The sequence below is a fragment of the Pseudomonas koreensis genome, assembly GCF_012986595.1.
Classification (GTDB): domain Bacteria; phylum Pseudomonadota; class Gammaproteobacteria; order Pseudomonadales; family Pseudomonadaceae; genus Aquipseudomonas; species Aquipseudomonas koreensis.
On record NZ_JAAQYM010000001.1, the window covers coordinates 121,588 to 144,987 of the forward strand.

General features: G+C 60.6%; 24 protein-coding genes. 2 read left to right on the forward strand and 22 right to left on the reverse strand.

Annotated features, from left to right (window positions below):
* Nucleotides 1-11 precede the first annotated feature (11 nt).
* Nucleotides 12-2,141, reverse strand: coding sequence for a flagellar biosynthesis protein FlhA (flhA, locus tag HBN98_RS00605; RefSeq protein WP_064586592.1), 2,130 nt, complete (start codon nucleotides 2,139-2,141; stop codon nucleotides 12-14).
* Nucleotides 2,142-2,287: 146 nt separating this feature from the next.
* Here flhA and HBN98_RS00610 point away from each other — a divergent pair, with 146 nt between their 5' ends.
* Nucleotides 2,288-5,347, forward strand: a complete 3,060-nt coding sequence (locus tag HBN98_RS00610; protein ID WP_175581921.1) for a hypothetical protein — start codon at nucleotides 2,288-2,290, stop codon at nucleotides 5,345-5,347.
* Nucleotides 5,348-5,827: 480 nt separating this feature from the next.
* Complete coding sequence (locus HBN98_RS00615; protein ID WP_083366590.1) at nucleotides 5,828-6,187, forward strand: DUF6124 family protein; 360 nt, start codon at nucleotides 5,828-5,830, stop codon at nucleotides 6,185-6,187.
* Between the two features lie 213 nt (nucleotides 6,188-6,400).
* Here HBN98_RS00615 and HBN98_RS00620 read toward each other — a convergent pair whose 3' ends face one another.
* The 21 genes from HBN98_RS00620 to fliE form a co-directional block, all read right to left on the reverse strand.
* Nucleotides 6,401-7,072 carry a hypothetical protein gene (locus HBN98_RS00620; protein ID WP_083366591.1) on the reverse strand — a complete coding sequence of 224 codons (672 nt, stop codon included), beginning with the start codon at nucleotides 7,070-7,072 and terminating at the stop codon, nucleotides 6,401-6,403.
* Nucleotides 7,073-7,184: 112 nt separating this feature from the next.
* Entirely contained in the window at nucleotides 7,185-7,328 is a 144-nt protein-coding gene (locus HBN98_RS00625) for a hypothetical protein (RefSeq protein ID WP_156792137.1), read from the reverse strand.
* A gap of 116 nt (nucleotides 7,329-7,444) precedes the next feature.
* The gene (locus tag HBN98_RS00630; RefSeq protein WP_083366592.1) at nucleotides 7,445-7,687 is read right to left on the reverse strand and encodes a hypothetical protein; all 243 of its coding nucleotides are present in this window, start codon (nucleotides 7,685-7,687) and stop codon (nucleotides 7,445-7,447) included.
* Nucleotides 7,688-7,875: 188 nt separating this feature from the next.
* Nucleotides 7,876-9,015: a flagellar biosynthesis protein FlhB gene (gene flhB / locus HBN98_RS00635; RefSeq protein WP_064586588.1), complete on the reverse strand. Its 1,140-nt coding sequence runs from the start codon at nucleotides 9,013-9,015 to the stop codon at nucleotides 7,876-7,878.
* A 3-nt stretch (nucleotides 9,016-9,018) separates the two neighbouring features.
* Entirely contained in the window at nucleotides 9,019-9,804 is a 786-nt protein-coding gene (gene fliR / locus HBN98_RS00640; protein ID WP_064586587.1) for a flagellar biosynthetic protein FliR, read from the reverse strand.
* A 3-nt stretch (nucleotides 9,805-9,807) separates the two neighbouring features.
* Nucleotides 9,808-10,077 carry a flagellar biosynthesis protein FliQ gene (gene fliQ, locus HBN98_RS00645; protein WP_064586586.1) on the reverse strand — a complete coding sequence of 90 codons (270 nt, stop codon included), beginning with the start codon at nucleotides 10,075-10,077 and terminating at the stop codon, nucleotides 9,808-9,810.
* Nucleotides 10,074-10,832, reverse strand: coding sequence for a flagellar type III secretion system pore protein FliP (gene fliP / locus HBN98_RS00650; protein WP_003222895.1), 759 nt, complete (start codon nucleotides 10,830-10,832; stop codon nucleotides 10,074-10,076). The genes fliQ and fliP overlap by 4 nt, the downstream gene beginning before the upstream one ends.
* Nucleotides 10,832-11,296, reverse strand: coding sequence for a flagellar biosynthetic protein FliO (fliO, locus tag HBN98_RS00655; RefSeq protein WP_083366593.1), 465 nt, complete (start codon nucleotides 11,294-11,296; stop codon nucleotides 10,832-10,834). Before fliO ends, fliP begins: the two co-directional genes overlap by 1 nt.
* Nucleotides 11,297-11,755 carry a flagellar motor switch protein FliN gene (gene fliN, locus HBN98_RS00660; RefSeq protein WP_003222891.1) on the reverse strand — a complete coding sequence of 153 codons (459 nt, stop codon included), beginning with the start codon at nucleotides 11,753-11,755 and terminating at the stop codon, nucleotides 11,297-11,299.
* Between the two features lie 57 nt (nucleotides 11,756-11,812).
* Nucleotides 11,813-12,781, reverse strand: coding sequence for a flagellar motor switch protein FliM (gene fliM / locus HBN98_RS00665; protein ID WP_064586584.1), 969 nt, complete (start codon nucleotides 12,779-12,781; stop codon nucleotides 11,813-11,815).
* 9 nt (nucleotides 12,782-12,790) lie between these two features.
* Nucleotides 12,791-13,294 carry a flagellar basal body-associated protein FliL gene (fliL, locus tag HBN98_RS00670; protein WP_064586583.1) on the reverse strand — a complete coding sequence of 168 codons (504 nt, stop codon included), beginning with the start codon at nucleotides 13,292-13,294 and terminating at the stop codon, nucleotides 12,791-12,793.
* 207 nt (nucleotides 13,295-13,501) lie between these two features.
* Nucleotides 13,502-14,884, reverse strand: coding sequence for a flagellar hook-length control protein FliK (locus tag HBN98_RS00675; protein ID WP_083366594.1), 1,383 nt, complete (start codon nucleotides 14,882-14,884; stop codon nucleotides 13,502-13,504).
* 105 nt (nucleotides 14,885-14,989) lie between these two features.
* Complete coding sequence (locus HBN98_RS00680; RefSeq protein ID WP_083366595.1) at nucleotides 14,990-15,337, reverse strand: Hpt domain-containing protein; 348 nt, start codon at nucleotides 15,335-15,337, stop codon at nucleotides 14,990-14,992.
* 31 nt (nucleotides 15,338-15,368) lie between these two features.
* Entirely contained in the window at nucleotides 15,369-17,072 is a 1,704-nt protein-coding gene (locus HBN98_RS00685) for an ATP-binding SpoIIE family protein phosphatase (protein WP_083366596.1), read from the reverse strand.
* Nucleotides 17,073-17,077: 5 nt separating this feature from the next.
* Nucleotides 17,078-17,383, reverse strand: a complete 306-nt coding sequence (locus HBN98_RS00690; protein WP_083366597.1) for an STAS domain-containing protein — start codon at nucleotides 17,381-17,383, stop codon at nucleotides 17,078-17,080.
* Nucleotides 17,384-17,540: 157 nt separating this feature from the next.
* Nucleotides 17,541-17,990: a flagellar export protein FliJ gene (fliJ, locus tag HBN98_RS00695; protein WP_064586578.1), complete on the reverse strand. Its 450-nt coding sequence runs from the start codon at nucleotides 17,988-17,990 to the stop codon at nucleotides 17,541-17,543.
* Between the two features lie 6 nt (nucleotides 17,991-17,996).
* A complete protein-coding gene (gene fliI, locus HBN98_RS00700; protein ID WP_083366598.1) occupies nucleotides 17,997-19,355 on the reverse strand; it encodes a flagellar protein export ATPase FliI in 1,359 nt (452 codons plus the stop codon).
* The gene (fliH, locus tag HBN98_RS00705; RefSeq protein WP_083366599.1) at nucleotides 19,345-20,151 is read right to left on the reverse strand and encodes a flagellar assembly protein FliH; all 807 of its coding nucleotides are present in this window, start codon (nucleotides 20,149-20,151) and stop codon (nucleotides 19,345-19,347) included. Before fliH ends, fliI begins: the two co-directional genes overlap by 11 nt.
* Before the next feature lie 4 nt (nucleotides 20,152-20,155).
* Nucleotides 20,156-21,175 carry a flagellar motor switch protein FliG gene (gene fliG / locus HBN98_RS00710; RefSeq protein ID WP_007920042.1) on the reverse strand — a complete coding sequence of 340 codons (1,020 nt, stop codon included), beginning with the start codon at nucleotides 21,173-21,175 and terminating at the stop codon, nucleotides 20,156-20,158.
* On the reverse strand, nucleotides 21,168-22,955 hold the full coding sequence (gene fliF / locus HBN98_RS00715) for a flagellar basal-body MS-ring/collar protein FliF (protein WP_064586575.1): 1,788 nt from the start codon (nucleotides 22,953-22,955) through the stop codon (nucleotides 21,168-21,170). Before fliF ends, fliG begins: the two co-directional genes overlap by 8 nt.
* 15 nt (nucleotides 22,956-22,970) lie before the next feature.
* Nucleotides 22,971-23,300: a flagellar hook-basal body complex protein FliE gene (gene fliE / locus HBN98_RS00720; protein ID WP_064586574.1), complete on the reverse strand. Its 330-nt coding sequence runs from the start codon at nucleotides 23,298-23,300 to the stop codon at nucleotides 22,971-22,973.
* Between the last annotated feature and the right edge of the window lie 100 nt (nucleotides 23,301-23,400).

The window sequence follows — 23,400 nt, forward strand, 5'->3', positions numbered from 1 at the left end:
AAACCACTACCTCAGCCGTTGGGCCCTACTGTCGCAACGATGGTCACTTGCTTGTTGTCCGGTATTTCCTGGTAGGCCAGCACATGCAGTCCAGGGACGGCGAGGCGGCCAAAGCGCGAGAGCATCGCGCGGATCGGGCCTGCTACCAACAGGATCACCGGTTGACCTTGCATTTCCTGACGCTGCGCCGCTTCGATGAGCGAACGCTGCAGCTTCTCGGCCATGCTTGGCTCCAGCAGAACGCCCTCTTCCGAGCCTTGTCCTGCCTTCTGCAGACTATTGAGCAATATTTGTTCCAACCTTGGTTCCAAGGTGATCACAGGCAGCTCGGAGTCAGTGCCTACAATGCTTTGGACGATGGCGCGGGATACGCCGACGCGTACCGCGGCCACCAACGCGGCGGTATCTTGACTCTTGGCGGCGTTGTTGGCGATCGCTTCGGCAATGCTGCGGATATCGCGCACCGGCACGTGTTCGGCCAGCAGCGCCTGCAGCACTTTGAGCAACTGCGACAGCGAGACCACCCCTGGCACCAGCTCTTCAGCCAGTTTCGGCGAGCTTTTGGCCAGCAATTGCATGAGTTGCTGCACTTCTTCGTGGCCGATCAGCTCACTGGAGTGCTTGTACAGAATCTGGTTCAAGTGGGTCGCGACCACGGTACTGGCGTCGACCACGGTGTAACCGAGCGACTGCGCCTGCGCACGCTGGCTGACTTCGATCCACACCGCTTCCAGACCGAAAGCCGGATCTTTGGCGGTAATGCCGTTGAGCGAGCCGTAGACCTGCCCCGGGTTGATCGCCAGTTCGCGGTCCGGGTAGATCTCGGCTTCGGCGAGGATCACGCCCATCAGGGTCAGGCGATAGGCGCTCGGCGCCAGATCGAGGTTGTCGCGGATGTGCACGGTCGGCATCAGAAAGCCCAGATCCTGCGAGAGCTTCTTGCGCACGCCCTTGATCCGCGCCAGCAACTGCCCACCCTGATTGCGATCCACCAGCGGGATCAGGCGATAGCCGACCTCGAGGCCAATCATGTCGATCGGGGTCACGTCATCCCAGCCCAGCTCCTTGGTTTCCATGGCGCGGGCCGGCGACGGCAGCAGTTCCTGCTGGCGCTGGACCTCTTGCAATGCCTGAACCTTGGCGACGTTCTGCTTTTTCCAGAACAGGTAAGCGCCGCCAGCGGCCAGCGCAGCCATGCTCAGGAACGAGAAGTGCGGCATGCCCGGCACCAGGCCCATGACCGCCATCAGACCGGCCGCCACCGCCAAGGCTTTGGGCGAAGCGAACATCTGCCGATTGATCTGCTTGCCCATGTCTTCCGAACCGGAAGCACGGGTCACCATGATCGCGGCCGCTGTCGATAACAACAGTGATGGCAATTGCGCCACCAAACCGTCACCGATGGTCAGCAAGGCGTATACCTTGCCGGCGTCGGCGAACGACATGTTGTGCTGGAAGATACCGACAGCCATGCCGCCGATGAGGTTGATGAACAGGATCAGCAGGCCGGCGATGGCGTCACCGCGGACGAACTTGCTGGCACCGTCCATCGAACCGTAAAACTCGGCTTCCTGGGCCACTTCCTGGCGGCGCAGCTTCGCCTGGTTCTGGTCGATCAGGCCGGCGTTGAGGTCGGCGTCGATCGCCATTTGTTTGCCGGGCATCGCATCGAGGGTGAAACGCGCGCTCACCTCGGAAATCCGCCCGGCGCCCTTGGTCACCACGACGAAGTTGATGATCATCAGAATCGCGAAGACCACGATACCGACCACGTAGTTACCGCCGATCACCACCTCACCGAAGGCCTGGATCACCTTACCGGCGGCGGCGTGGCCGTCCTGACCGTGGAGCATCACCACCCGCGTCGAGGCCACGTTCAACGCCAGCCGCAGCAGCGTCGCCACCAGCAGAATGGTCGGGAACACCGCAAAATCCAGCGGTCGCAGCGCGTACACGCAGACCAGCAGCACGACAATCGACAGGGCGATGTTGAAGGTGAAGAACACGTCCAGCAAGAACGGCGGCACCGGCAGCATCATCATCGCCAGCATGACCAGCAGCAACAACGGCACGCCCAGATTGCCTCGACTGAGGTCGGCAATGTTCGAGCGTGCGTTGTTGATTAACTGAGAGCGATCCACCGGTTTTCCCCGTTCCTTTAAAGCAAACTTTTGACGCCCAAAGCAGGCGCACGGCGGCTACTGCAAGAAGCCTTCCAACTTTTTGCGCAGCGCCAAAAAGATCGCAGGCAAACAAGCCCTCCCCCACGCTGCAGCCCTCCCCGCGAATGACCATTCGTCGCCACCTGTCAGATCTGACAGGTGCTCAAATCCGCCACGGCGCGTTCAATCACTCCGTCACCCAGACCTCGACCGGAGCTCGCCTCATGAATAGCCAGACATCGCCCACATCGCCCGTTACCCCCCAAGCCTTGCGGCCGTTGTATTTTCCGGCGCTGGTCACGCTCATCCCCGCCGAACACTATGACGGCGGCATTCCCATCAGAGCCGTGGAGGACGATCTGCAAGGCATCATCCCCGCCTGGCTGACCATGTCCGTTGGCGATCACGCCGAGGTGTTCTGGGGCAATGACAGCGCAGCGGTCTGGAGCAAGACCCTCGTGAACGACGCCGAGCTCGACCAGGATGTGGGTTTCACCATTGCCAAGAAGCTCGTGCTGGAGGGCGATGCCACGCCCGTGTTCTACCGGATCAAGCGCAAGAACCAGGCCCCGGAGGACTCGACGCCCGTCATGACCTTGCTGGCCAAACTCACCCGGCCCGGCGGGTACGATGACATTCCGGGCGATGACGGCCACTCCGACCTCAAGTTCTCCCTCTCCCATGACGAGGTCGATGAAACCCTGCCGCCCAGCGGGGTGACGATGCGCATCGTGCCCTACCGCAACCTCACCCGATACGACCGCATTCTCGCCCGCTGGGGCAGCCAGCAAGTGGTGCATGTCGTGACGCCGCAACAGGCCCAGGACCCGGTCGGCAACCCGATCGAGGTCGCTTTCAGTCGCGCCGTTATCGACGCCGCCGGGGACGGCGATCGTGTCGCGGTGGCTTATCAGGTCATCGATCGCTGCGGCAACTTCCCGGACGAACGCGCGCCGTGGTCGGCGACGCATCACATACTGGTGGACCTCGGCGGCAATCGGCTGGACGAACCGCAGGTGCTGGTCAACGGCATTCCAACCGACAGCATCGACCTCGATCAGCTCGGGGATGAGGATGTGAATGTCCGCGTGTACATCACCAAGGACGATTTCGCGGTGGGCGACAAGGTGCTCCTGACCTGGATCGGCACCCCGGCGCAAGGGTCGCAAATCATCGTCGGGCCGCTGGAGAAAGAGGTGTTGTACGTGCCTTTCCAGCTCGATTTCCCCATCCCCAACGCCGCCGTCAAAGCCATCGCCAAGGGCGCAGCCTCGGTCGGCTATGTGCGCCGTCGCAGCGGTGAAAGCGACCGCCCCTCAAAAAATGCCAGCGTCACCGTGATTGGCGACATCAGCCAGTTAGTCGCCCCTACCGTCGACGAAGCACCGGGCGGAACCTTGCCACCGGAAACGCGCTGGGCGACGGTGCAGATCCCTTGGTATTTCGGCCGCAACAGCAGCGACCTGATCAACCTGATCTGGTCGGCCCAGACGTCCGGCAACGACACCATTTATTACGAAGACCCGCGTCCGGTCGGCAACGTCGCGGAACATCAGCCCGTCCTGCGCAGCGTGAGCAATGCCGAAATCCAGCGCTTCGACGGCCTGCTCGCCAAGGTCTATTACATCGTCACCAACAGCGAAACGGGGCTGTTGAGCGTGCGTGAGTCGCTGCCGTTCATGATGCAGGTCGGCGTGCCCCTGCCGACGTTCGACCGCCCGGAAGTCGAGGAAGCAGATGCCAACGACGTGCTCGATCCGGACAACGTGGCACCGACCGGTGCCACGATGCTGGTGCCGTACCTCGGCACCCGCGACAAGGATCGCATGTATTTCTACGGGCGCGGCTCCGCCAGCGGCGGCAGCTTCAGCGGCTATGTCGACCTGATCCCCGCCACTGCCGGACGGCCTTTGCGCATCACCGTGGAAAAGCAATACGTCACCGCCAACCTGAACGGCACGTTGGTCGCCAGTTACAGCATTCAGCGCGGCGGCGTGTCGCTGGGGCATTCGCGGGAATTGACGCTGCGCATCGGGACGGCGCTGGTGCAGCTACCGCCACCGTTCCTGGTAGCACCGGCCACAGATCCGCTGGATGTCTTGGCCTACCCGAACGGCGTCACGGTGCGCATCGAATTCCCTGAAGCATTGAGCGGCGACCAGGCATGCCTGGAGGAAGACAATCCACCGGCGGGTTGGCCGCCGTTTCCGCTGGTGGAGTTCAACAGAAACAAGCGGGTGAACACCGTGTTGAGCCCCGAATTTCTCGCTGCACGACATGGCAAGGTGATCGAGCTGCGCGGGAACTTGTATCGCAAAGGTGTTCCGGCGGGTCAATCAGACGGGATCACGGTGACCGTACTGAAGATCGCGGATGGAGATGCGCGGTTACCCACGCCGAGAGTTCCACAGGCACCTGATGATGAAGTGCTGGACTTGAATGCATTTGAAGGAAACGCTGAGGTCATCGTACTGCCATGGATAGGCATCAGCACGGACAATATTGTGCAACTAAACCTTTATGGAAAAGACGATAACGATGGTGACCACCCGATTCCGATATTGACCGATCACAAAGTAACAGAAACGGAAAAAACCTCAGGCATCAAAGCGATACTGACCAGAGAGCAATTGCTGAAACTGAAACACGATAGTGAATTCAATATATCTTTTGAAGTATTGCCAAGCACCAACAGCAATTTGACGCCCATTATATTTCCATCATTGAACTTAAAGTTGCTAAAAATCCTCTTCGTAACTTTAGAGGACTTCGAGACAGCGACAGTGGAATACCCGCCCGGCCTCCTAGTCATCCACTGCCCGAGTATGACCGTTACGGCAGGGACAGGGCAAATAGCTCGCGGTCAAACTAATCCTCAATACGCGCCTCAAATAACAGGAACGTTTTTATGGATTAACGTAAGCGCAACTGCGAGATTCACATTAAAGCAACCAGCAAAAAGCATCAGATTCGGCATTCAAAAATTCGACAGAATCCCTGTAACTTACAGGTGCTACGACGAAAACCTACAGCTAGTGAAAGCCCAATCCACCCCTCCATTCGATGGCGCAATAGTCACAATGTGGGTCGACATCACAGAAACACCAAACAGGAAAATTAAGTTCATTGACATAACCTCTGGAGTACAGCCCACATATCTAGATAATTTCTCAATGATCTATTGAGTGGACTTCCCTTGCCGTCATACCGCCGAGCATTGCGTAATTCGCGATGCTCGGCGTGACGGCGAATCCCTAAGGGTCTGAAGGGATAGCTCCCAGAGACAGTCACGCGATCTTTTACCTCTTAAACTCCGGCGTTTAAAAGACACCTTCAGATACTCCTCCAAGGCTACACATCCTTGCGCCATTGCCTACAGCTACGCCAGAATCCGCCGGCTTGTGCGCTTTGGGGTCGGGTTCTATTGTGGTCCGGTCGCTGACGAATCAGCGATCGGGTTTAGCGACTCGGACCATCTCAGTGCATCAGCGTTCGTGACTTCGTTGTGGGACTTTTCACCCACAATTACGTTATGGCGGCTGTATGCGGGAGACCTTTGGGTCTACCGGGGTGCCTGAGACCGGTTCGCTAACCTGCGTACAGCTGCCACCTTCACCTGTTTAGCGACAGGGAAAGAGTGGCTCCATAAACTCAGGAGCTTCACCATGATCAAACCAACACCCAACCCACCCGAAACCGACCCCACCTCCCCCTACGAATCCCTCGATTCGAAAAAGCTCCACGATGCCGCCGACCGTGCGCTCGACCACTACCTCTGCACGCCCGGCTCCACTCCACCGCCGCGCAGAACCCGCAGGATGTACGCCGTTACCGCCGACTTCAAAAACGAGGAGTTGCTGGCCAACGCCTGCGAAACACTGGCTTCAGCCAGAACCATCACCAACGATTTTGCCCATCTCATACCCGCATCGCAGCGCAGGACGCTGCTGGGTATCGCGCAACTGATCATGCTCGGGGAGCTGGCGGTGAATCGAGTGCTGGATAATCTGGAGTTGCCGGACTGACAGTGGCGCGGTGAAAACCCGCTGAGTTTTTCGCTGTCAATTCTTGCTGCTTTGCGAGGAGGGACTGGGAGTGTTCCGGAGGTTGCCGATTTGAGTTCACCCCCATTCTCGCGGGTTAGAAAGATCAAAAGATCGCAGCCGGCAGCAACGCCTGCATCACTCGGTGCAGGCGCCGCCGAAAGTTGCGATCTTTTTCGCTTGAAACACGGCTGATTACGCCGTCAGCACCTGCTTGGCGACGATGTCGCCAAATTGCAGCTGATTGCCGTGAATGTAGCGCGTCCCCCGATACAGTTGCTCGTCATCCACCTCAACCAGGTCTTCCTCCATGTACATGAACACGACCTTGGTGGCCGGCGCGGCGATATCTTCGGGAAATTTTTCGTGATTTTCCAGGAGGTTGAGCGCCCAGCGAAATTGCATGAGCGGCAGGTCACTGATTTCGATCTGCTCCGTCCCGCCCGGCAACCGGAAATCCCGCCGCGCCGTGATGCGCAACGTGTTTCCTTGCACTTCGAATACCGGTTTTGCGTAGCGCACATCGAGAGCAGCGCCTTCAGCCCATTGATCCATATAGTAATTGGGCGGCGTGAAGAGTTTGAACAGCGCCGCGTTGTCGTGAATGTTGCCAGCGGCATCAAACAGGTAGTTGTAGGAATAGTGGTAAGCAAAACCATCCAGTTCTGGCCGAATGGCATTGACCGGACTGTTCAAAAAGCCCGGAGAGAGAACGTTTGCCATATGCACAAAGTGGGTGAAGTCCAGATCCATGTCGAAGGTCACGCTGTAACCAATGGCCCGTTCCGACGCATTCTTCTGCAACCGTCCTGAAACAAAATCCAGCGCCATCCCTTCAAGTTTTCGATAGTTACGTTCTTCTTGCATCACCGTGCCTCCCTGAGAGCGGACATGCCCGCCCCTCATGTCACCGCGTTCGACGATTGACGTCTACTGACAGAACTGACAGGTAAACAGGCATTTCAGATGAACGGCCCCATCAAGCATCGCGGCGCAAATCCGGACGCTTGTCGTTGCCGGCACGGTATTGGCGGATCGGGTAGACGTAGGCCGGCACCTGAACGACCGCCCGGTACAGTGGCCCCAGGGGAAAGAGTCTGCCCCGGAAGGTTTCGCCGGTCACGGTGCTGGACTTCCCTTCCCGCTCTCACAGATAGAAAATCAAAAAGATCGCAGCCTTCGACAGCATGGATCGGAGCAAGCGCTGACGAGGGTTACGATCTTTTGATTTCGGGAGAACTAATACTTCAGGTTCGTGGCTTCGCCATCAGCCTTTGATGGCTTATCGAATTCGACCGCCTTACCCTTTTTGATCTTCACGCGCCCGGCCTCGGCCAATGGAATGCTGAACGGGTAATCCTGCGCAAACATGACGCCCGCCGCCGCTGCTCCAAGAGAAAAACCTTGCGCTACAGGATCTGCATCTGGAGTGATGGTGCCTTTGCCGGTTTTTGGATCATAACGATTGAACGTACCTTTCATTGCCTTGCTCCCTTACAGGCGCGCGAAATGCGCGGAATCACCGCGCAATCAAACGGCAAAATGAAGGCAAGCACACCTGTCAGAGTTGACAGGTCACGCCTGCTTTCAGACCAAAGGCACCCGTCTCGGGAAGATGTCAATGCCCGGAATGACGCTTTCGCGAGCAGGCGATCAGAGGCGCACCAGGATCAAGAATCGCGACGCAAATCCGGCGGAATCGGCAGATCGTCCTTCAGCGGATCCGGACGCTTGCCCTTGCCGGCACGGTACTGGCGGATCTGGTAGACGTAGGCCAGCACCTGAGCGACCGCCAGGTACAGGCCGCCCGGAATTTCCTGCTCCAATTCGGTGGAGTAGTAGATCGAACGCGCCAGCCCCGGCGATTCGAGGAGCATGACGTTGTTGGCGACGGCGATTTCGCGGATCTTCAGCGCGAGGAAATCGCTGCCCTTGGCCAGCAGCATCGGCGCCCCGCCCTTCTCCGCGTCGTACTTGAGCGCAACGGCGTAGTGGGTCGGGTTGGTGATGACCACGTCGGCGTCGGGAATCGCCGCCATCATCCGCCGTTGCGACATCTCGCGCTGGGTCTGGCGGATGCGCTGCTTGACCTCTGGCCGGCCTTCCTGATCCTTGTGCTCGTCGCGCACTTCCTGCTTGGTCATCAGCAGTTTTTTGTGGCTTTCCCAGAGCTGCACCGGCACATCGACGGCAGCGATGATGATCAGGCCGCAGGCCAGCCACAGCGAACTCCAGCCGACCAATGTCACGCTGTGAATGATCGCTTGCTCAAGCGGCTCGTGGGCAATGCGCAGGAAGTCATCGATGTCTGCCGACAACACCATCAGCGCCACGAACAGCGTGATCAGAAACTTGGCCAGCGCCTTGACCAACTCGATCACCGCCTTCATCGAGAACATGCGCTTGAGGCCGGCGCCCGGGTTCATCCGGCTGAATTTCGGCGCCATGGAGCCCGCCGCGAACAGCCAGCCACCGAGGGAAATCGGCCCGATCAGCGCAGCGAGCAACAGGGTGATCATGACCGGCTGAATCGCCACCAGGGCGATCTTGCCCGAGACCAGCAGAAACGTGCCCATGGATTTCTCATCCATGATCACTTCCCGCGACAGCGTGAAATTCAGGCGCATCAGGTCCATCAGCTCCTGCGCCAGCAGGCCACCGAAGATCAGCAGGCCGCCGGCACCCGCGAGCATCACCGCCAGGGTGTTGAGCTCTTTGGAACGGGCAATCTCACCCTTCTCCCGGGAGTCCTTTTTACGTTTCTCCGTGGGGTCTTCTGTTTTGTCCTGACCGCTTTCGCTCTCAGCCATGCCTCAGCGCGCCCGTGCCAGTTCGCGTAGCAACTGCAAGGCCTCGGTGGCCAGCGGTTGATACTGATTGAGAATGTCCGCCAGACCGACCCAGACAATGAACAGGCCAAGGACCAGGGTCAGCGGAAAGCCGATGGAGAAGATGTTCAGTTGCGGCGCGGCGCGGGTCATCACGCCGAACGCGATGTTGACCACCAGCAGCGCCGTGACCGCCGGCAACACCAGCAACAGCGCCGCCCCCAGCACCCAGCCGAGTTTGCCGGCCAGCTCCCAGTATTGCGCCGTCATCAACCCGCCGCCGACGGGCAGCGTGGTGAAGCTTTCGGTGAGCACTTCGAAGACCACCAGATGGCCGTTCATCGACAGGAACAGCAAGGTCACCAGCATGGTGAAGAACTGGCCGATCACCGCCACCGAGACGCCGTTGGCCGGGTCGACCATCGAGGCGAAGCCCATGCCCATCTGGATCGCGACAATCTGCCCGGCCACGGCAAACGCCTGGAAGAACAGTTGCAGGGAAAACCCGAGCACCGCACCGACCAGAATCTGCTCGGCGATCAGCAACCAGCCACTGAGCGCAAGCGGACTGACCTCCGGCATCGGCGGCAGCCCCGGGGCAATGCACACGGTAATGGCCACGGCGAAATACAGACGTATCCGGCGCGACACCAGCGTGGTGCCGAACACCGGCATGACCATCAGCATCGAGGCGACGCGAAACAGCGGCAACATGAACGCCGCCACCCAGCTACTGATCTGGGTGTCGGTCAGCTGAAGCAGCGATTGCATGGCTCAGCCGATGACCATCGGGATGTTTTTGTAGAGCTGGATGATGTATTCCATGAAGGTCTGCACGATCCACGGACCGGCAACGATCAGGGTCACCAGCATCACCAGCAGACGCGGCAGGAAGCTCAGGGTCTGTTCGTTGATCTGCGTCGCGGCCTGGAACATCGCCACCAGCAGGCCGACCAACAGGCTCGGCACCACCAGAATGGCGACCATCATCGTGGTCAGCCACAGCGCTTCACGAAAGATATCGACCGCAACTTCCGGCGTCATGGCGAAACACCCCCGAAGCTACTGGCCAGAGTGCCGATGATCAGCGCCCAGCCATCCACCAGCACGAACAGCATGATTTTGAACGGCAGGGAAATGATCAGCGGCGACAGCATCATCATACCCATCGCCATCAGCACACTGGCCACGACCAGGTCGATGATCAGGAACGGAATGAAGATCATGAAGCCGATCTGGAACGCGGTTTTCAGCTCGGAGGTGACGAACGCCGGTACCAGGATGGTCAGCGGTGCCTGATCCGGGGTGGCAATGTCGGTGCGCTTGGACAGGCGCATGAACAGCTCCAGATCGCTGGTGCGGGTCTGCGCGAGCATGAAGTCCTTGATCGGCACCTGAGCCTTTTCCACTGCTTGCTGCGCGGTGAGTTTTTCTGCCAGGTACGGCTGCAGCGCATCGTTGTTCACCCGGTCGAACACCGGTGCCATGATGAACATGGTGAGGAACAGCGCCATGCCGGTGAGGATCTGGTTCGACGGCGTCTGTTGCAGGCCGAGGGCCTGACGCAGGATCGAGAAGACGATGATGATCCGGGTGAAACTGGTCATCAGAATCACGGCCGCCGGAATGAAGCTCAGGGCGGTCATGATCAGCAGGATCTGCAGGCTGACCGAATATTCCTGCGCGCCATCGGCGTTGGTGCCCAGCGTGATCGCCGGGATCGACAACGGATCGGCGGCGAACGCCAGCGGCGCGGCCAGCATCAGGGCCAGCGTCAAGACGATGCGTAGCGCACCCATTACTTCTTATCCTTCTGATCCTTGCCGAGAATCTTCAGCAGATGCTGGGCAAATTCCGGGGTCGCTTTCTCGGCAGTGCTCGGCACCTGGACCGGCTCCTTGAGCACATGCAGTGCGGTGATGGTGCCGGGGCTGAGGCCAAGCAGAATCTGCTCGTTGCCGACCTGCACCAGCATCAGCCGATCACGCGGACCGAGGGCGCGGGAGCCGATCAGCTCGATTACCTGACCCTTGCCCGCAGGACCCGCCTGCTGCACCCGGCGCAGCAGCCAGGCGAGGAAGAAGATCAACCCCAGCACCAGCAACAGGCCGAACACCAGTTGTGTCAGTTGACCCGCCACGCCACTGCCGATTGCCGGCGCGACCGCCGTGGCGGTCGTGGCGGTCGTGGCGGTCGTTGCAGCAGGTTCAGCGGCCAGCACACTCAACGGCAGCGCCAGCAGCGCCCACAGGAACCGTTTCACTCAGCGCAGCTTCTTGATGCGTTCGCTTGGGCTGATCACGTCGGTCAGGCGGATGCCGAACTTCTCGTTGACCACCACCACTTCACCGTGCGCGATCAGCGTGCCGTTGACCAGCACGTCCAGCGGCTCGCCGGCCAGACGATCGAGCTCGATCACCGAGCCCTGGTTCAGTTGCAGCAGGTTGCGAATGTTGATGTCGGTGCTGCCCACTTCCATCGAGATCGACACCGGGATGTCGAGGATCACGTCCAGGTTCGGACCGTCCAGGGTGACCGGATCGTTGTTCTTCGGCACGCTGCCGAACTCTTCCATCGGCAGACGGTTGGAGCTTGCGGCGCCAGCGTCGGCGGCCAGCAGCGCGTCGATGTCGGCCTGGCTGCCATCACCGGTCTCTTCCAGGGCCGCAGCCCATTCGTCGGCCAGTGCCTGGTCGTCCTGGGCGTTCATTTCGTCGTTCATCATTTGTCCTCGGCGGGCAACAATTCAGTTAAATGCGTGGGGGGTGAGCGCGCCGCTTCAGCGACGCTCGATCGGCTCGATCACTTGCAACGCAAGGTTGCCTTTGTGCGAGCCCATCTTGACCTTGAAGGCCGGTACGCCGTTGGCGCGCATGATCATGTCTTCCGGCATTTCGACCGGGATCACATCCCCCGGCTGCATGTGCAGGATGTCGCGCAGCTTCAACTGGCGGCGGGCTACGGTGGCGCCGATCGGCACGTCGACATCGAGCACGTCCTGACGCAGGGCGTTGACCCAGCGCTCGTCCTGATCGTCGAGGTCCGACTGGAAACCGGCGTCGAGCATCTCGCGCACCGGCTCGATCATCGAGTACGGCATGGTCACGTGCAGGTCACCGCCACCGCCATCGAGTTCGATGTGGAAGGTGGAGACCACAATCGCTTCGCTCGGGCCGACGATGTTGGCCATGGCCGGGTTCACTTCCGAGTTGATGTACTCGAAATTGACTTCCATGATCGCCTGCCAGGCTTCCTTCAGATCGACGAACGCCTGCTCCAGCACCATGCGCACCACGCGCAGTTCGGTCGGGGTGAATTCACGCCCTTCGATCTTGGCGTGACGGCCGTCGCCGCCAAAGAAGTTGTCCACCAGCTTGAACACCAGTTTGGCGTCGAGAATGAACAGCGCGGTGCCGCGCAGCGGTTTGATCTTGACCAGGTTGAGGCTGGTCGGCACGTACAGCGAGTGCACGTATTCGCCGAACTTCATCACCTGGACGCCACCGACGGCGACGTCTGCCGAGCGGCGCAGCATGTTGAACATGCTGATGCGGGTGTAACGGGCAAAACGCTCGTTGATCATCTCCAGAGTCGGCATGCGTCCGCGGACGATGCGATCCTGGCTGGTCAGGTCGTAGCTTTTGACACTGCCGGGTTCGGCAGCGGTATCGGTCTGTACCAGACCATCGTCGACGCCATGCAACAGCGCATCGATTTCATCCTGGGACAGCAGATCCTGCACGGCCATGTCGTGTTCCTACTGCAGTACGAAATTAGTGAAAAGCAACTGTTCGATCACCACTTTGCCCAGCTCTTTCTGCGCCACTTCCTGGACGCTGGCTGTGGCCTTCTGGCGCAACATCTCTTGCCCGACCGGGGTCGCCAGCGTGGCGAAATCCTGACCGGAGAAGAGCATCACCAGGTTGTTGCGAATCACCGGCATGTGCACTTTGAGCGCCTCCAGATCGGCCTGGTTACGCGCCAGCATGGTGATGCTCACCTGCATGTAGCGCTGACGGCCGTTCTGGTTGTAGTTGGCGACAAACGCCGGCGCCATCGGCTCGAAAATCGCTGGCTGCTTGCCGGTCGGCGCGGCTTCTGCCGCTGCGGCAGGCTTGCTTTGAGCACTGTGCATGAAGTACCAGGTCGCGCCCACGGACACACCGATCGCCAGCAGCAGAGCCACCACGATCAGGATGATCATCTTGAGTTTGCCTTTGGTCGCGGGGTCTTTTACAGCTGCTGCTTCGCTCTTCGCCATGCCAATAATCCGTCACTATTCGGGTTTTCACAGTCGCACGGCAAGGCAAGAGCAAGTGTTATGCCAGAAGTGTCGGAGGAAGGGGCCTGCAAGAAATCGACGAGAGCCAAAAGCAAAAGATCGCAGCCTTCGGCAGCTCCTACATTGGAAGGTGTACACCCTGTAGGAGCTGCCGAAGGCTGCGATCTTTTAGTGTCGCCGCAATCGTCAGGCGTAATAGTCGACGGCGCTGCTGCCGATCACGCTGGTGGTTTGCGCAGCGGCTTCAGCCACTGTCGCAGGCGCCAATTCTTCATCGGCCGAATCCAGACGTCCCCCAGCGGCGCTGGTGCGGCCACTCTGGCCCTGCTGCGCCTGTTCCTGGCCCTGCTGACCCTGCCAGCCACGGCTCTGGTCGGAGACGTTGACGTCGACCTGACCCATGCCTTGCTGGGTGAACATGTCGCGCAGGCGGTGCATCTGGCCGTCGAGGGCCTCACGCACACTTGGGTGCGCACTCATGAACGTCACCTGGGTCTGCTGGTCCGGAACCATGTTGACCCGGATGTCCAGACGCCCGAGTTCGGCCGGCTGCAATTGAATGTCGGCGGCTTTCAGGTTGGCGCTCGACAGGTACATGACGCGGTTGACGATTTCTTCGGTCCAGCCGCTCTGGTGCATGGCGATCGGTTGGTTCACCGGCACCGCGTTCGCGGTTTTCGGGGTGGCCGCCTGGGTCAGCGCCGCCAGACGGTTGGCGAAATCGTCGACGCGGGTATCGCTGGTGGCGGACTTGAGATCTTTCAGGCCGTCGTCAATCAGGCCGCTGAAGGTTTTCTCGCCATTCTGACTGGTGCTGTCCTTGTCGGCCTGCACGTCGAGCATGCTGGCCATGCCGGCGGCAAAGGTCTGCGCCGAAGTCAATTCACCGTCAGCCTGAGTCTGGGCCGGCGTGGCCTTGGGTTGCGCCTGACTGCTGGCGGAAATATGTCCGCCCTGCTCCATCGCCATGCGCACCGCTGGCAGCGAGTCGAGAGGATCGGCCGCCGGGTCGAAATCGCTATCGGTGGAGGCCGCCGGATCTTTGACCACCGCCGGCGCGACGGTAGCCGCCACCTGAGGTGTTTCGGCTTTGGCCGGTGCCGGGGCTTCAGCAACGGGGGCTGGCACCACGGGCGTGGTCACCAGCGGCTGGACGGTTTGCGCCAGGGCCGGGTCTAGCGCCGGATCAACCGGGGTGGTATCGGCCACCGGTGTCTGCGCCGAGTCGGCGGCAGCATCGTCGCTGGCTTGCTGATCATCCGCCGCCGTCGAGGCTGGCTTGTCGGCAGGCAAGGCATTGCCGCTATCGGCAACGGTCTGTTGCGCGGCGGCAGGGGATGACTTGCCGGCGTCCTGTTTATTGTTGTTGTCGGCGACCTTGTCACGCGCCGGTTTCAACGAGTTATCGGTGCTGACGAGGGTCTTTTTCGGGCCCTGATCGGCGAACACCTGAGCGAAGCTTGAGGCCTTGTCCCCGGTGTCTGCGGCCATGACCGGCGCTTTCGCTGCAGCGGCTTGCGCTTTGGCCTGGGCGGCAGATTGAAGAAGAACATTGGGGGTCGCAGGCATGACACGGTCTCCGCTGCACTGGGATCGTAGGTACAGTTGCGGTGGGTTATTGCAAGTGTCGGGCCAGATTTGTCCGGCGCTTGAGAAAAGCGCCGGACGGCGGGATCAGTGAGTATGAGCGTGGTGTTTTTCGTTTTCGTAAACCGGGCGAACTTCGGCAAACTCAACGCTGATCTCAGCGACCAGTTTGACGATTTCCGTCGGGCTCTTGTCTTTGGCACCCGACTCCAGTTGCCGGCAAAGCTCGGCCAGGCGAACGGCGCCCATATTGCTGGCGCTGCCTTTGAAGCTATGGGCCACCTCCGACAACGCCTTGGCATCCGCTGCATCTCGCAGCTCAACCAAGCGGCTTTCGGAATCTGTAAGAAAGGTATCCAGAAGCTCTGGATAGCCTTCCTCCATCACTTCGCGCAACGCGCTCAGCGCGTCGCGATCCACGTGCTTATCAGCCACTTGTTCACTCCTTGATCAAGAATTGCGCGAATTATGCCTCAACCTCCCAGGAAAACTCCACGCGGGCACTGCGACCTTCGTCCGACCAACTGGCGTTTCGACCCAATTGCCGGACCAGACTGACGCCGCGCCCCGACAAACGGGCGCCGTCCAGCGGCCGCTCCATGACCCGCGCCACATCAAAACCCTTGCCGCTGTCTTCGACCCGAATCACCAGGCTGCCGCCCGCGCCTTGCGGCTGCACCTGCAAATGCACGCGGACAAAGCCCTCCTGCAGCGCCTCCAGCCGCTCGCTACGCTGTTGATAGTAGCGAGTGAAACCTGCCGCATCGCGCTTGAGACTGGAATCCAGACCGAGCACGCCGTGCTCCAGCGCATTGGAATACAACTCGGCCAGCACGCTGTACAAAGCACCACTCTGCCCGCGCAGCCCATGCACCTCAAGCAGCAACTGCAACAGGAACGGCAAGGGATTGAAACGCCTCAGCGTGGCGCCGCGAAATTCGAAGCTCACCGACCAGTCAAGCGGGCACGACTGACCGCTATCGGAATACACCGGCGTCGACGGCTTGACCTGCGCAGGCTCCAGCAGGCTGACCTCAACCATGCTGACATCGTCGCGCGCCTCGCCACGAAAATCCTGCAGCGCCTGCTCGATATCCTCGAACAAGCGATCCGGCTCGCGATTGGCGGCGAACACCTGCTGCAAACGCTCGACGCCGAACAGTTGATCACTGGCATTGCTGGTGTCGATCACACCGTCGGACATCAGAAACACCCGATCACCGACGAGCATCGGATGCACTTGCGTACGGTCATCGAACGCCTGCACGCTCAGCACTCCCAACGGCAAATGCCGGGCCGCCAGCGGCACGCGCTCGCCGCTGGCAATGCGGTGCAGATAACCGTCAGGCATGCCGCCGTTCCACACCTCCACCGAGCGCCGCTGGAAACTCAGGCAGAGCATGGTCGCGCAGCAGAACATGTCCACTGGCAGGATGCGCTTGAGCTTGGCGTTCATTTCGCGCAGGGTCTCGGCCAGGCCGTAACCCTTGGCGGTCATGCCGTAAAACACTTCGGCCAGTGGCATCGCCCCCACTGCGGCCGGCAAGCCGTGACCGGTGAAATCGCCCAGCAGCACATGCATGTCGCCCGCCGGGGTATACGCCGCCAGCAGCAAATCGCCGTTGAATAACGCGTAGGGCGATTGCAGGTAGCGAATGTTCGGCGCGCTCAGGCATCCCGAATGCGCAACCTTGTCGAACACCGCTTTGGCAACACGCTGTTCGTTGAGCAGATAATCGTGATGCCTGGCGATCTGGTCGCGCTGTTGCAGCACCGTGGCCTGCAACCGGCGCAAGCGATCCATCGCCTTGATTTTGGCGGCGAGAATCACTGGGTTGTAAGGCTTCGCCAGAAAGTCGTCACCGCCCGCGTCCAGGCAGCGGGCCAGCGCTTCGCTTTCAGTCAGTGAGGTCAGGAAGATGATCGGCACCAGGGTTTCCCCGGCCAGCGCCTTGATCTGCCGCGCCGCTTCGAAGCCGTCCATCACCGGCATCATCGCGTCCATCAGCACCAGATGCGGCTGTTGCCGACGAAAGATCTCGACCGCTTCAGCGCCATTGGCCGCCGTCAGCACCTGGTGGCCTTGACGGCGAACGATGGTGGAAAGCAGCAGGCGATCAGCGGCACTGTCTTCGGCGATCAGGATCGTCAGCGGCTCTTGCGCCTGCATGGTCGTCAACTGATGTCGAAGAGTTTGTCGAAATTGGAGATGGCGAGGATCTTGCGCACGTCGGAGTTGCTGTTGACCACCCGCACGTCCGATTCGTCGCCGCCGGCGTGATCGCGCAGCAGAAGGAGCATGCCCAGCGCGGAGCTGTCGAGATAGGTGGCGTCTTTCAGATCGACCACGATGGAGTCGGGCTTCTGATCAAGTCGCTCGTAAGCCTCGCGAAACTCCTGATGGCGCCCAAAATCGAACCGCCCCCTGACCGAAATCGTCAGTTTTTGACCATCCGGAGAGACTTCTGTAACGACTGACATTGACTGGCTTCCTTGTCATTGACGAACGTGTACAAGGTTTAGCACTTGGACAGGTTTGGGGCAAGGCTGGAAGCCAGATCAAAAGATCGCAGCCTTCGGCAGCTCCTAAACCGATTATCTGTAGGAGCTGCCGAAGGCTGCGATCTTTTGATCTTGTTTAAAACGGCTCGTGGCGCGGCAAGCGCTGCGACAACTCGTCCAGCAGCTTCTGCTCGCGTTTGTCTTCAAGGCGTTGCGCTTCTTCGCGATAGCGCTGCACCAGCTTGCGCAAACCTTCGACCTTGGCGAACGCCTGTTGCCACTCCTCGCGGGCCTTGTCGAGCTTGTTCTGGTGCCAGACCAGGCTCTGGCGCTGTTGGTCGATGGCGGTGTCCAGTTGCGCCAGAAAGCCGTGGTAACCCAGCAGCCATTGCCCGGACACCCCGTCGCTGCCGCGCACGATCCACTGTTCCTGATAATCGAGACGAAAGGCATCGAGGTCGGCGAGTTTGCTTTCGGCCACTTTGACCTGGCCCTGGAAATAGCCCAGCCGCTGCACGGCGGTTTTTTCGGCCTTCTCGGCCATTTCCACCACCGGCGCCAGACGTGCGGCGCGACTCACGGCCATGGCCGGTTACCCGCCTGCCGCCGGCGCGAACAGGGTTTCCAGATAAGCCTGACTTTCGCCCATGTTGATCTTGTCGTTCAGCCCCTGACGCTGGTAGCGGGTCAGTTGCGGCTGCAGCGAGATCGCCAGGTCCGTCTCGCGATCACCACCGGCCACGTAGGCACCGACGCTGATCAGGTCGCGGCTCTGCTGATAGCGCGACCACAGCTGCTTGAAGTATTGCGCACGCTGCATATGCTCTGCCGAGACCACGGCCGGCATGACCCGGCTGATCGAGGCTTCGATGTCGATGGCCGGGTAGTGACCTTCCTCGGCCAGACGCCGGGACAGCACGATGTGACCATCGAGCACGCCCCGCGCCGAGTCGGCAATCGGGTCCTGCTGGTCATCGCCCTCGGACAACACGGTGTAGAACGCGGTGATCGAACCTCCGCCCTTCTCCGCATTACCGGCGCGCTCCACCAGTTTCGGCAGTTTGGCAAACACCGAAGGCGGATAGCCTTTGGTTGCCGGTGGCTCGCCGATGGCCAGGGCGATTTCCCGCTGGGCCTGGGCAAAACGGGTCAACGAATCCATCAGCAACAGGACGTTCTTGCCCTTGTCGCGGAAATACTCGGCGATTCGCGTGCAGTACATGGCCGCGCGCAGACGCATCAGCGGTGCATCGTCCGCAGGGGATGCGACGACCACGGAACGCTTGAGGCCTTCTTCACCGAGAATGTGCTCGATGAACTCTTTAACTTCTCGACCCCGCTCACCGATCAGGCCGACGACGATGATGTCGGCCTCGGTGAAGCGCGTCATCATGCCCAGCAGCACCGACTTACCGACACCGGTACCGGCGAACAGGCCCAGACGCTGACCGCGTCCGACCGTCAGCAAACCGTTGATGCAGCGGATGCCGACGTCCAGCGGGACGTGGATCGGGTCGCGGTTGAGCGGGTTGATCGTCGGGCCGTCCATCGGCACCCAGTCTTCGGCTTTCATCCCGCCCTTGCCGTCCAGCGCACGTCCGGCGCCGTCGAGCACGCGGCCGAGCATGCTCATGCCCATCGGCAGGCGCCCGGTTTCCGCCAGCGGCACCACGCGGGCACCCGGGGCAATGCCGGCGACGCTGCCGACCGGCATCAGGAATACTTTGCTGCCGGAAAACCCCATGACTTCCGCTTCAACCTGGGACGGGTGGTAGCTGTCATCGTTGATTACCAGGCAGCGCGTGCCCATGGCGGCGCGCAGGCCTTCGGCTTCGAGGGTCAGGCCAACCATGCGCAGCAGGCGGCCTTCGAGAATCGGCGCACCGGCCATTTCGGTGGCCTCGGCGTAGCTGCTCAGGCGCTTGGCAAAACTGGTGCGTTCAAGGCGCATCGGCGGCGTCCGCGAGCGGCTCTTCAGGAGTAGCGGCCGACTTGGGTTCTTCCGGCAGGTCCAGGCTCAGATCCGGCGCGGCCGGGTGCAAAGCCTGTTCGTGCAACTGGTCGAACAGCTTGCCCATGACTTGGGTGATACGGGTTTCAATGCTGGCGTCGATCCGGCTGTGCGCGGTTTCAACCCGGCAACCACCGGGCATCAGCGACTCATCCTCGACGATGCGCCAGGATTCTTCGTGACGCTCGCGCAAGGCCTTGGCCTGCTCGAAATCCTGCGGATTGACGTACAGACGCACGTTGTCCACGCCCAACGGCAACAGCTTGAGCGCGTCGCGCATGACGTGTTCGATCTGGCTGGAATCAATCGCCAGTTCGCGCTTGATCACCTGTTTGGTGATGTGTTGCACGAGGTCGACCAGCGACTTTTCGATCTGCGTGTCCTGTTCGGCGATGGGCTCGAACAGGTGCGTCATCAGTTGCTCGAGGCTGGCCAGTTTCGCCGCCAGCGCGACTTCCGCTTCCTGTCGCACCTTGAGCGTGGCGCTGTGAAAACCTTCTTTCTCGCCGATGCCGAAGCCCTCGTTGTAAGCCTCCTGACGGATGCTTTCGAGTTCTTCCAGGGTCAGTGGCTGGACTTCCTCCAGCGGCACTTCTTCCATTTCCGGCGGTTCGGGCTCCGGCTCCGGCTCGGGTTCCGGTTTTGGCGGATCGAAGCTGGGCATGGCCCAGGATTCGAAACCACGAACATCCCGGGCGCGGATCAGATCCGTCACTGACTCGTCATGCTTGTCCATGGGCTTAGATCATTTCCTCGCCACCCTTGCCACCGAGCACGATTTCGCCGGCTTCGGCCATGCGACGGGCAATGGTGAGGATTTCCTTCTGTGCGGTTTCCACGTCGCTGACGCGCACCGGGCCTTTGGCCTCGAGATCGTCGCGCAACAGTTCGGCGGCACGTTTGGACATGTTCTTGAAGATCTTCTCCTTGACGCCCTCGTCCGAACCCTTGAGGGCCAGCACCAGCACGTCGGAGGACACTTCGCGCAACAGCGCCTGGATGCCGCGGTCGTCGACGTCGGCCAGGTTGTTGAACACGAACATGAGGTCTTCGATCTGACCGGACAGGTCTTCGTCGACTTCGCGGATCGAGTCCATGAGCTGGCCTTCGATCGAGCTGTCGAGGAAGTTCATGATGTCTGCCGCGCGCTTGATGCCACCCAGGGTGGTGCGCGAGGCATTCGAGTTGCCGGAGAACTGCTTCTCGAGAATCTGGTTCAGCTCTTTCAGTGCGGCCGGCTGCACGGTGTTCAACGACGAGACGCGCAGGATGATGTCGAGGCGCACCTTGTGGTCGAAGTTGCCGAGCACTTCACCGGCCTGATCCGGGTCGAGGTACGCCACCACGATGGCCTGGATCTGCGGGTGTTCGTAACGGATCACGTCGGCAACGGCGCGCGGCTCCATCCACTTCAGGCTGTCGAGGCCGCTGGTGTTGCCACCGAGCAGGATGCGGTCGATCAGGCCGTTGGCCTTGTCTTCGCCCAGCGCCTGGGTGAGCATTTTGCGCACGTAGTCGTCGGAGCCGACGCCGAGGCTGGTCTGGTCGCCGACGATGTCAACGAACTCGCTCATGACCTGCTCGACCTGCTCGCGATGGACGTTGCCCATCTGGGCCATGGCCACACCGACACGCTGAACCTCTTTGGGGCCCATGTGGCGCAGCACTTGCGCGGCATCGGTCGAACCCAGGGACAGCAGCAGAATCGCGGCTTTGTCGACCTTGTTCAGTTTGACGGTTGCGGCTCGGTTATCACTCATCTGCGTTAATCCACTCTTTCACGACCTGAGCCACGCGACCCGGATCTTCGGCCACCAAGCTCTTGATTGCATTCAGCTGTGCGTCGTAACCCTCACTCGGGCTCGGCAACAGAATGCTCTGCGGACCACCGAGGCTCACGCGGTCGTTGGCCAGGTCGCCGTCCAGGCCGCCCATGCCACCGAGTTCCACGTCGCTGCCCAGACCGGCCAGCTCCTTGCCTTTGCCGCCACCGGTGATGTTGTTCAACACCGGACGCAGCACACCAAACACCAGCACCAGGATGAACAACACACCCAGCACTTGTTTGACGATGTCCCAGAACCATGGCTGGGAGTAGAACGGAATATCGGCGACCACTTCACCGCGTTCGGCGGAGAACGGCATGTTGATCACGCTGACGCTGTCGCCACGGCTGGCGTCGAAACCGACGGCGTCCTGCACCAGACGGGTGAAGCGCGCCAGTTCATCGGCGCTCCACGGCGCACGGGTGGTTTCACCGTTGGCCGCATTGACCTTGACCTGATCGTCGACCACCACCGACACCGACAGACGATTCAGGCGACCCTGCTGCTGTTTGGTGTGGCTGATGGAGCGGTCGAGCTCGAAGTTCTTGGTGGATTGTTGACGCTTGTCCGCCGGGTACGGTGCGAGCATCGGCTGGCCGGTGGCCGGGTCCATGATCTGCTGACCGTTGGCGTCAACCAATGGCTGACCTGGCTGGATCATGCCGCTGGAAGCTTGCGCACCACCGGTGGTTTGCGGTGCCGAAGCCGGCGCCGGCGGCTGGTTGCTCAGGGCCCCCGGCACACCTTGCGGGCCATTGCTGGCGGTGCGTTGTTCGTTCACCGACTGCTCGCTGCGCAACGCCGGTTGGTCCGGGTTGAACTGCTCGGCAGTGGATTCGACGGCACTGAAATCGATGTCGGCCGAGACTTCAGCCTTGTAGCGATCGTTGCCCAGTACCGGTTGCAGAATGTTGTGCACGCGCTGGGTGAGCATGCTTTCCATGCGGCGGCTGTAATCGAACTGCTTGCCGGCCATGGTCATTTCGGAGTTCTCCGCCTGATCGGAGAGCAGGTTGCCCTTCTGATCGACGACGGTGATCTGCGATTTGCTCAGCTCAGGAACGGAGGTCGCCACCAGGTTGATGATCGCCACCACCTGACCCGGCTCCAGCGAACGCCCGGAATACAGCTCGACCAGTACCGAAGCGCTTGGCTTGCGCTCATCACGCACGAACACCGAGCTCTTCGGAATCGCCAGGTGCACGCGGGCGCCCTTGACGTTGTTCAGGCTGGAGATGGTGCGCGCCAGTTCGCCTTCCAGACCGCGACGGTAGCGCGTCGCTTCCATGAACTGGCTGGTGCCCAGACCCTGTTCCTTGTCGAGGATTTCGAAACCGATGTTGCCGTCGCTGGGAGTGACACCAGCGGCCGCGAGTTTCATCCGCGCACGGGACAGATCGTCAGCCTTGACCAGCAAGGCGCCGGAGTTCGGCTCGACGGTATAGGGAATGTCGGCGGAGGCCAGAGTGTCCATGACCTGCTTGGCGTCCATGCCGGCAAGGCTGCCGTACAACGGACGGTAATCCGGCTGCTGCGACCACAGCACCACGGCAAAGCCAATCGCCACGCTCGCAGCCAGGCCGACCAACAGGCCCACCTGACGCAGCATGGTCATCTCGGAGAGGTTTTCCAGGAAGGACAGGCCGAACAGCGGCGGTTTGCCGTCTATCGGGGTGGCCTTGGCCGGAACGTTATCGGCGACTGCTTCTGCCATGACTCAATCTCGTCCTTAAACCGGCATCTGCATGATGTCTTGATAAGCCTGAACCAGCTTGTTGCGCACCTGGGTCAGAGCCTGGAACGACACGCTGGCTTTCTGCGAGGCGATCATCACGTCGGTCAGATCGACGCCGCTCTTGCCGACTTCAAATGCGTTGGCCAACTGAGTCGACGCCTGCTGGGTATCGCTGACTTTGTTGATGGCCTGACCGAGCATGTCGGAAAAGCTGCTGCCCGCCAGTTCAGGGACAGCGGAAGTCGATTTCGGCGCAGACATGGCATCCATTTGCATGGCCTTCATGTCCATCATCAACCGATTAAATTCAATACCTTGGCTCATGGTCTACTCTCTTGGGCGGCCCGCAATTTTTTGACACTCACTCGGCGGGTACACAGGTGTTAGCAACAAGGGTGCCAGCTATCGGGCAGCCTTTCAGAAA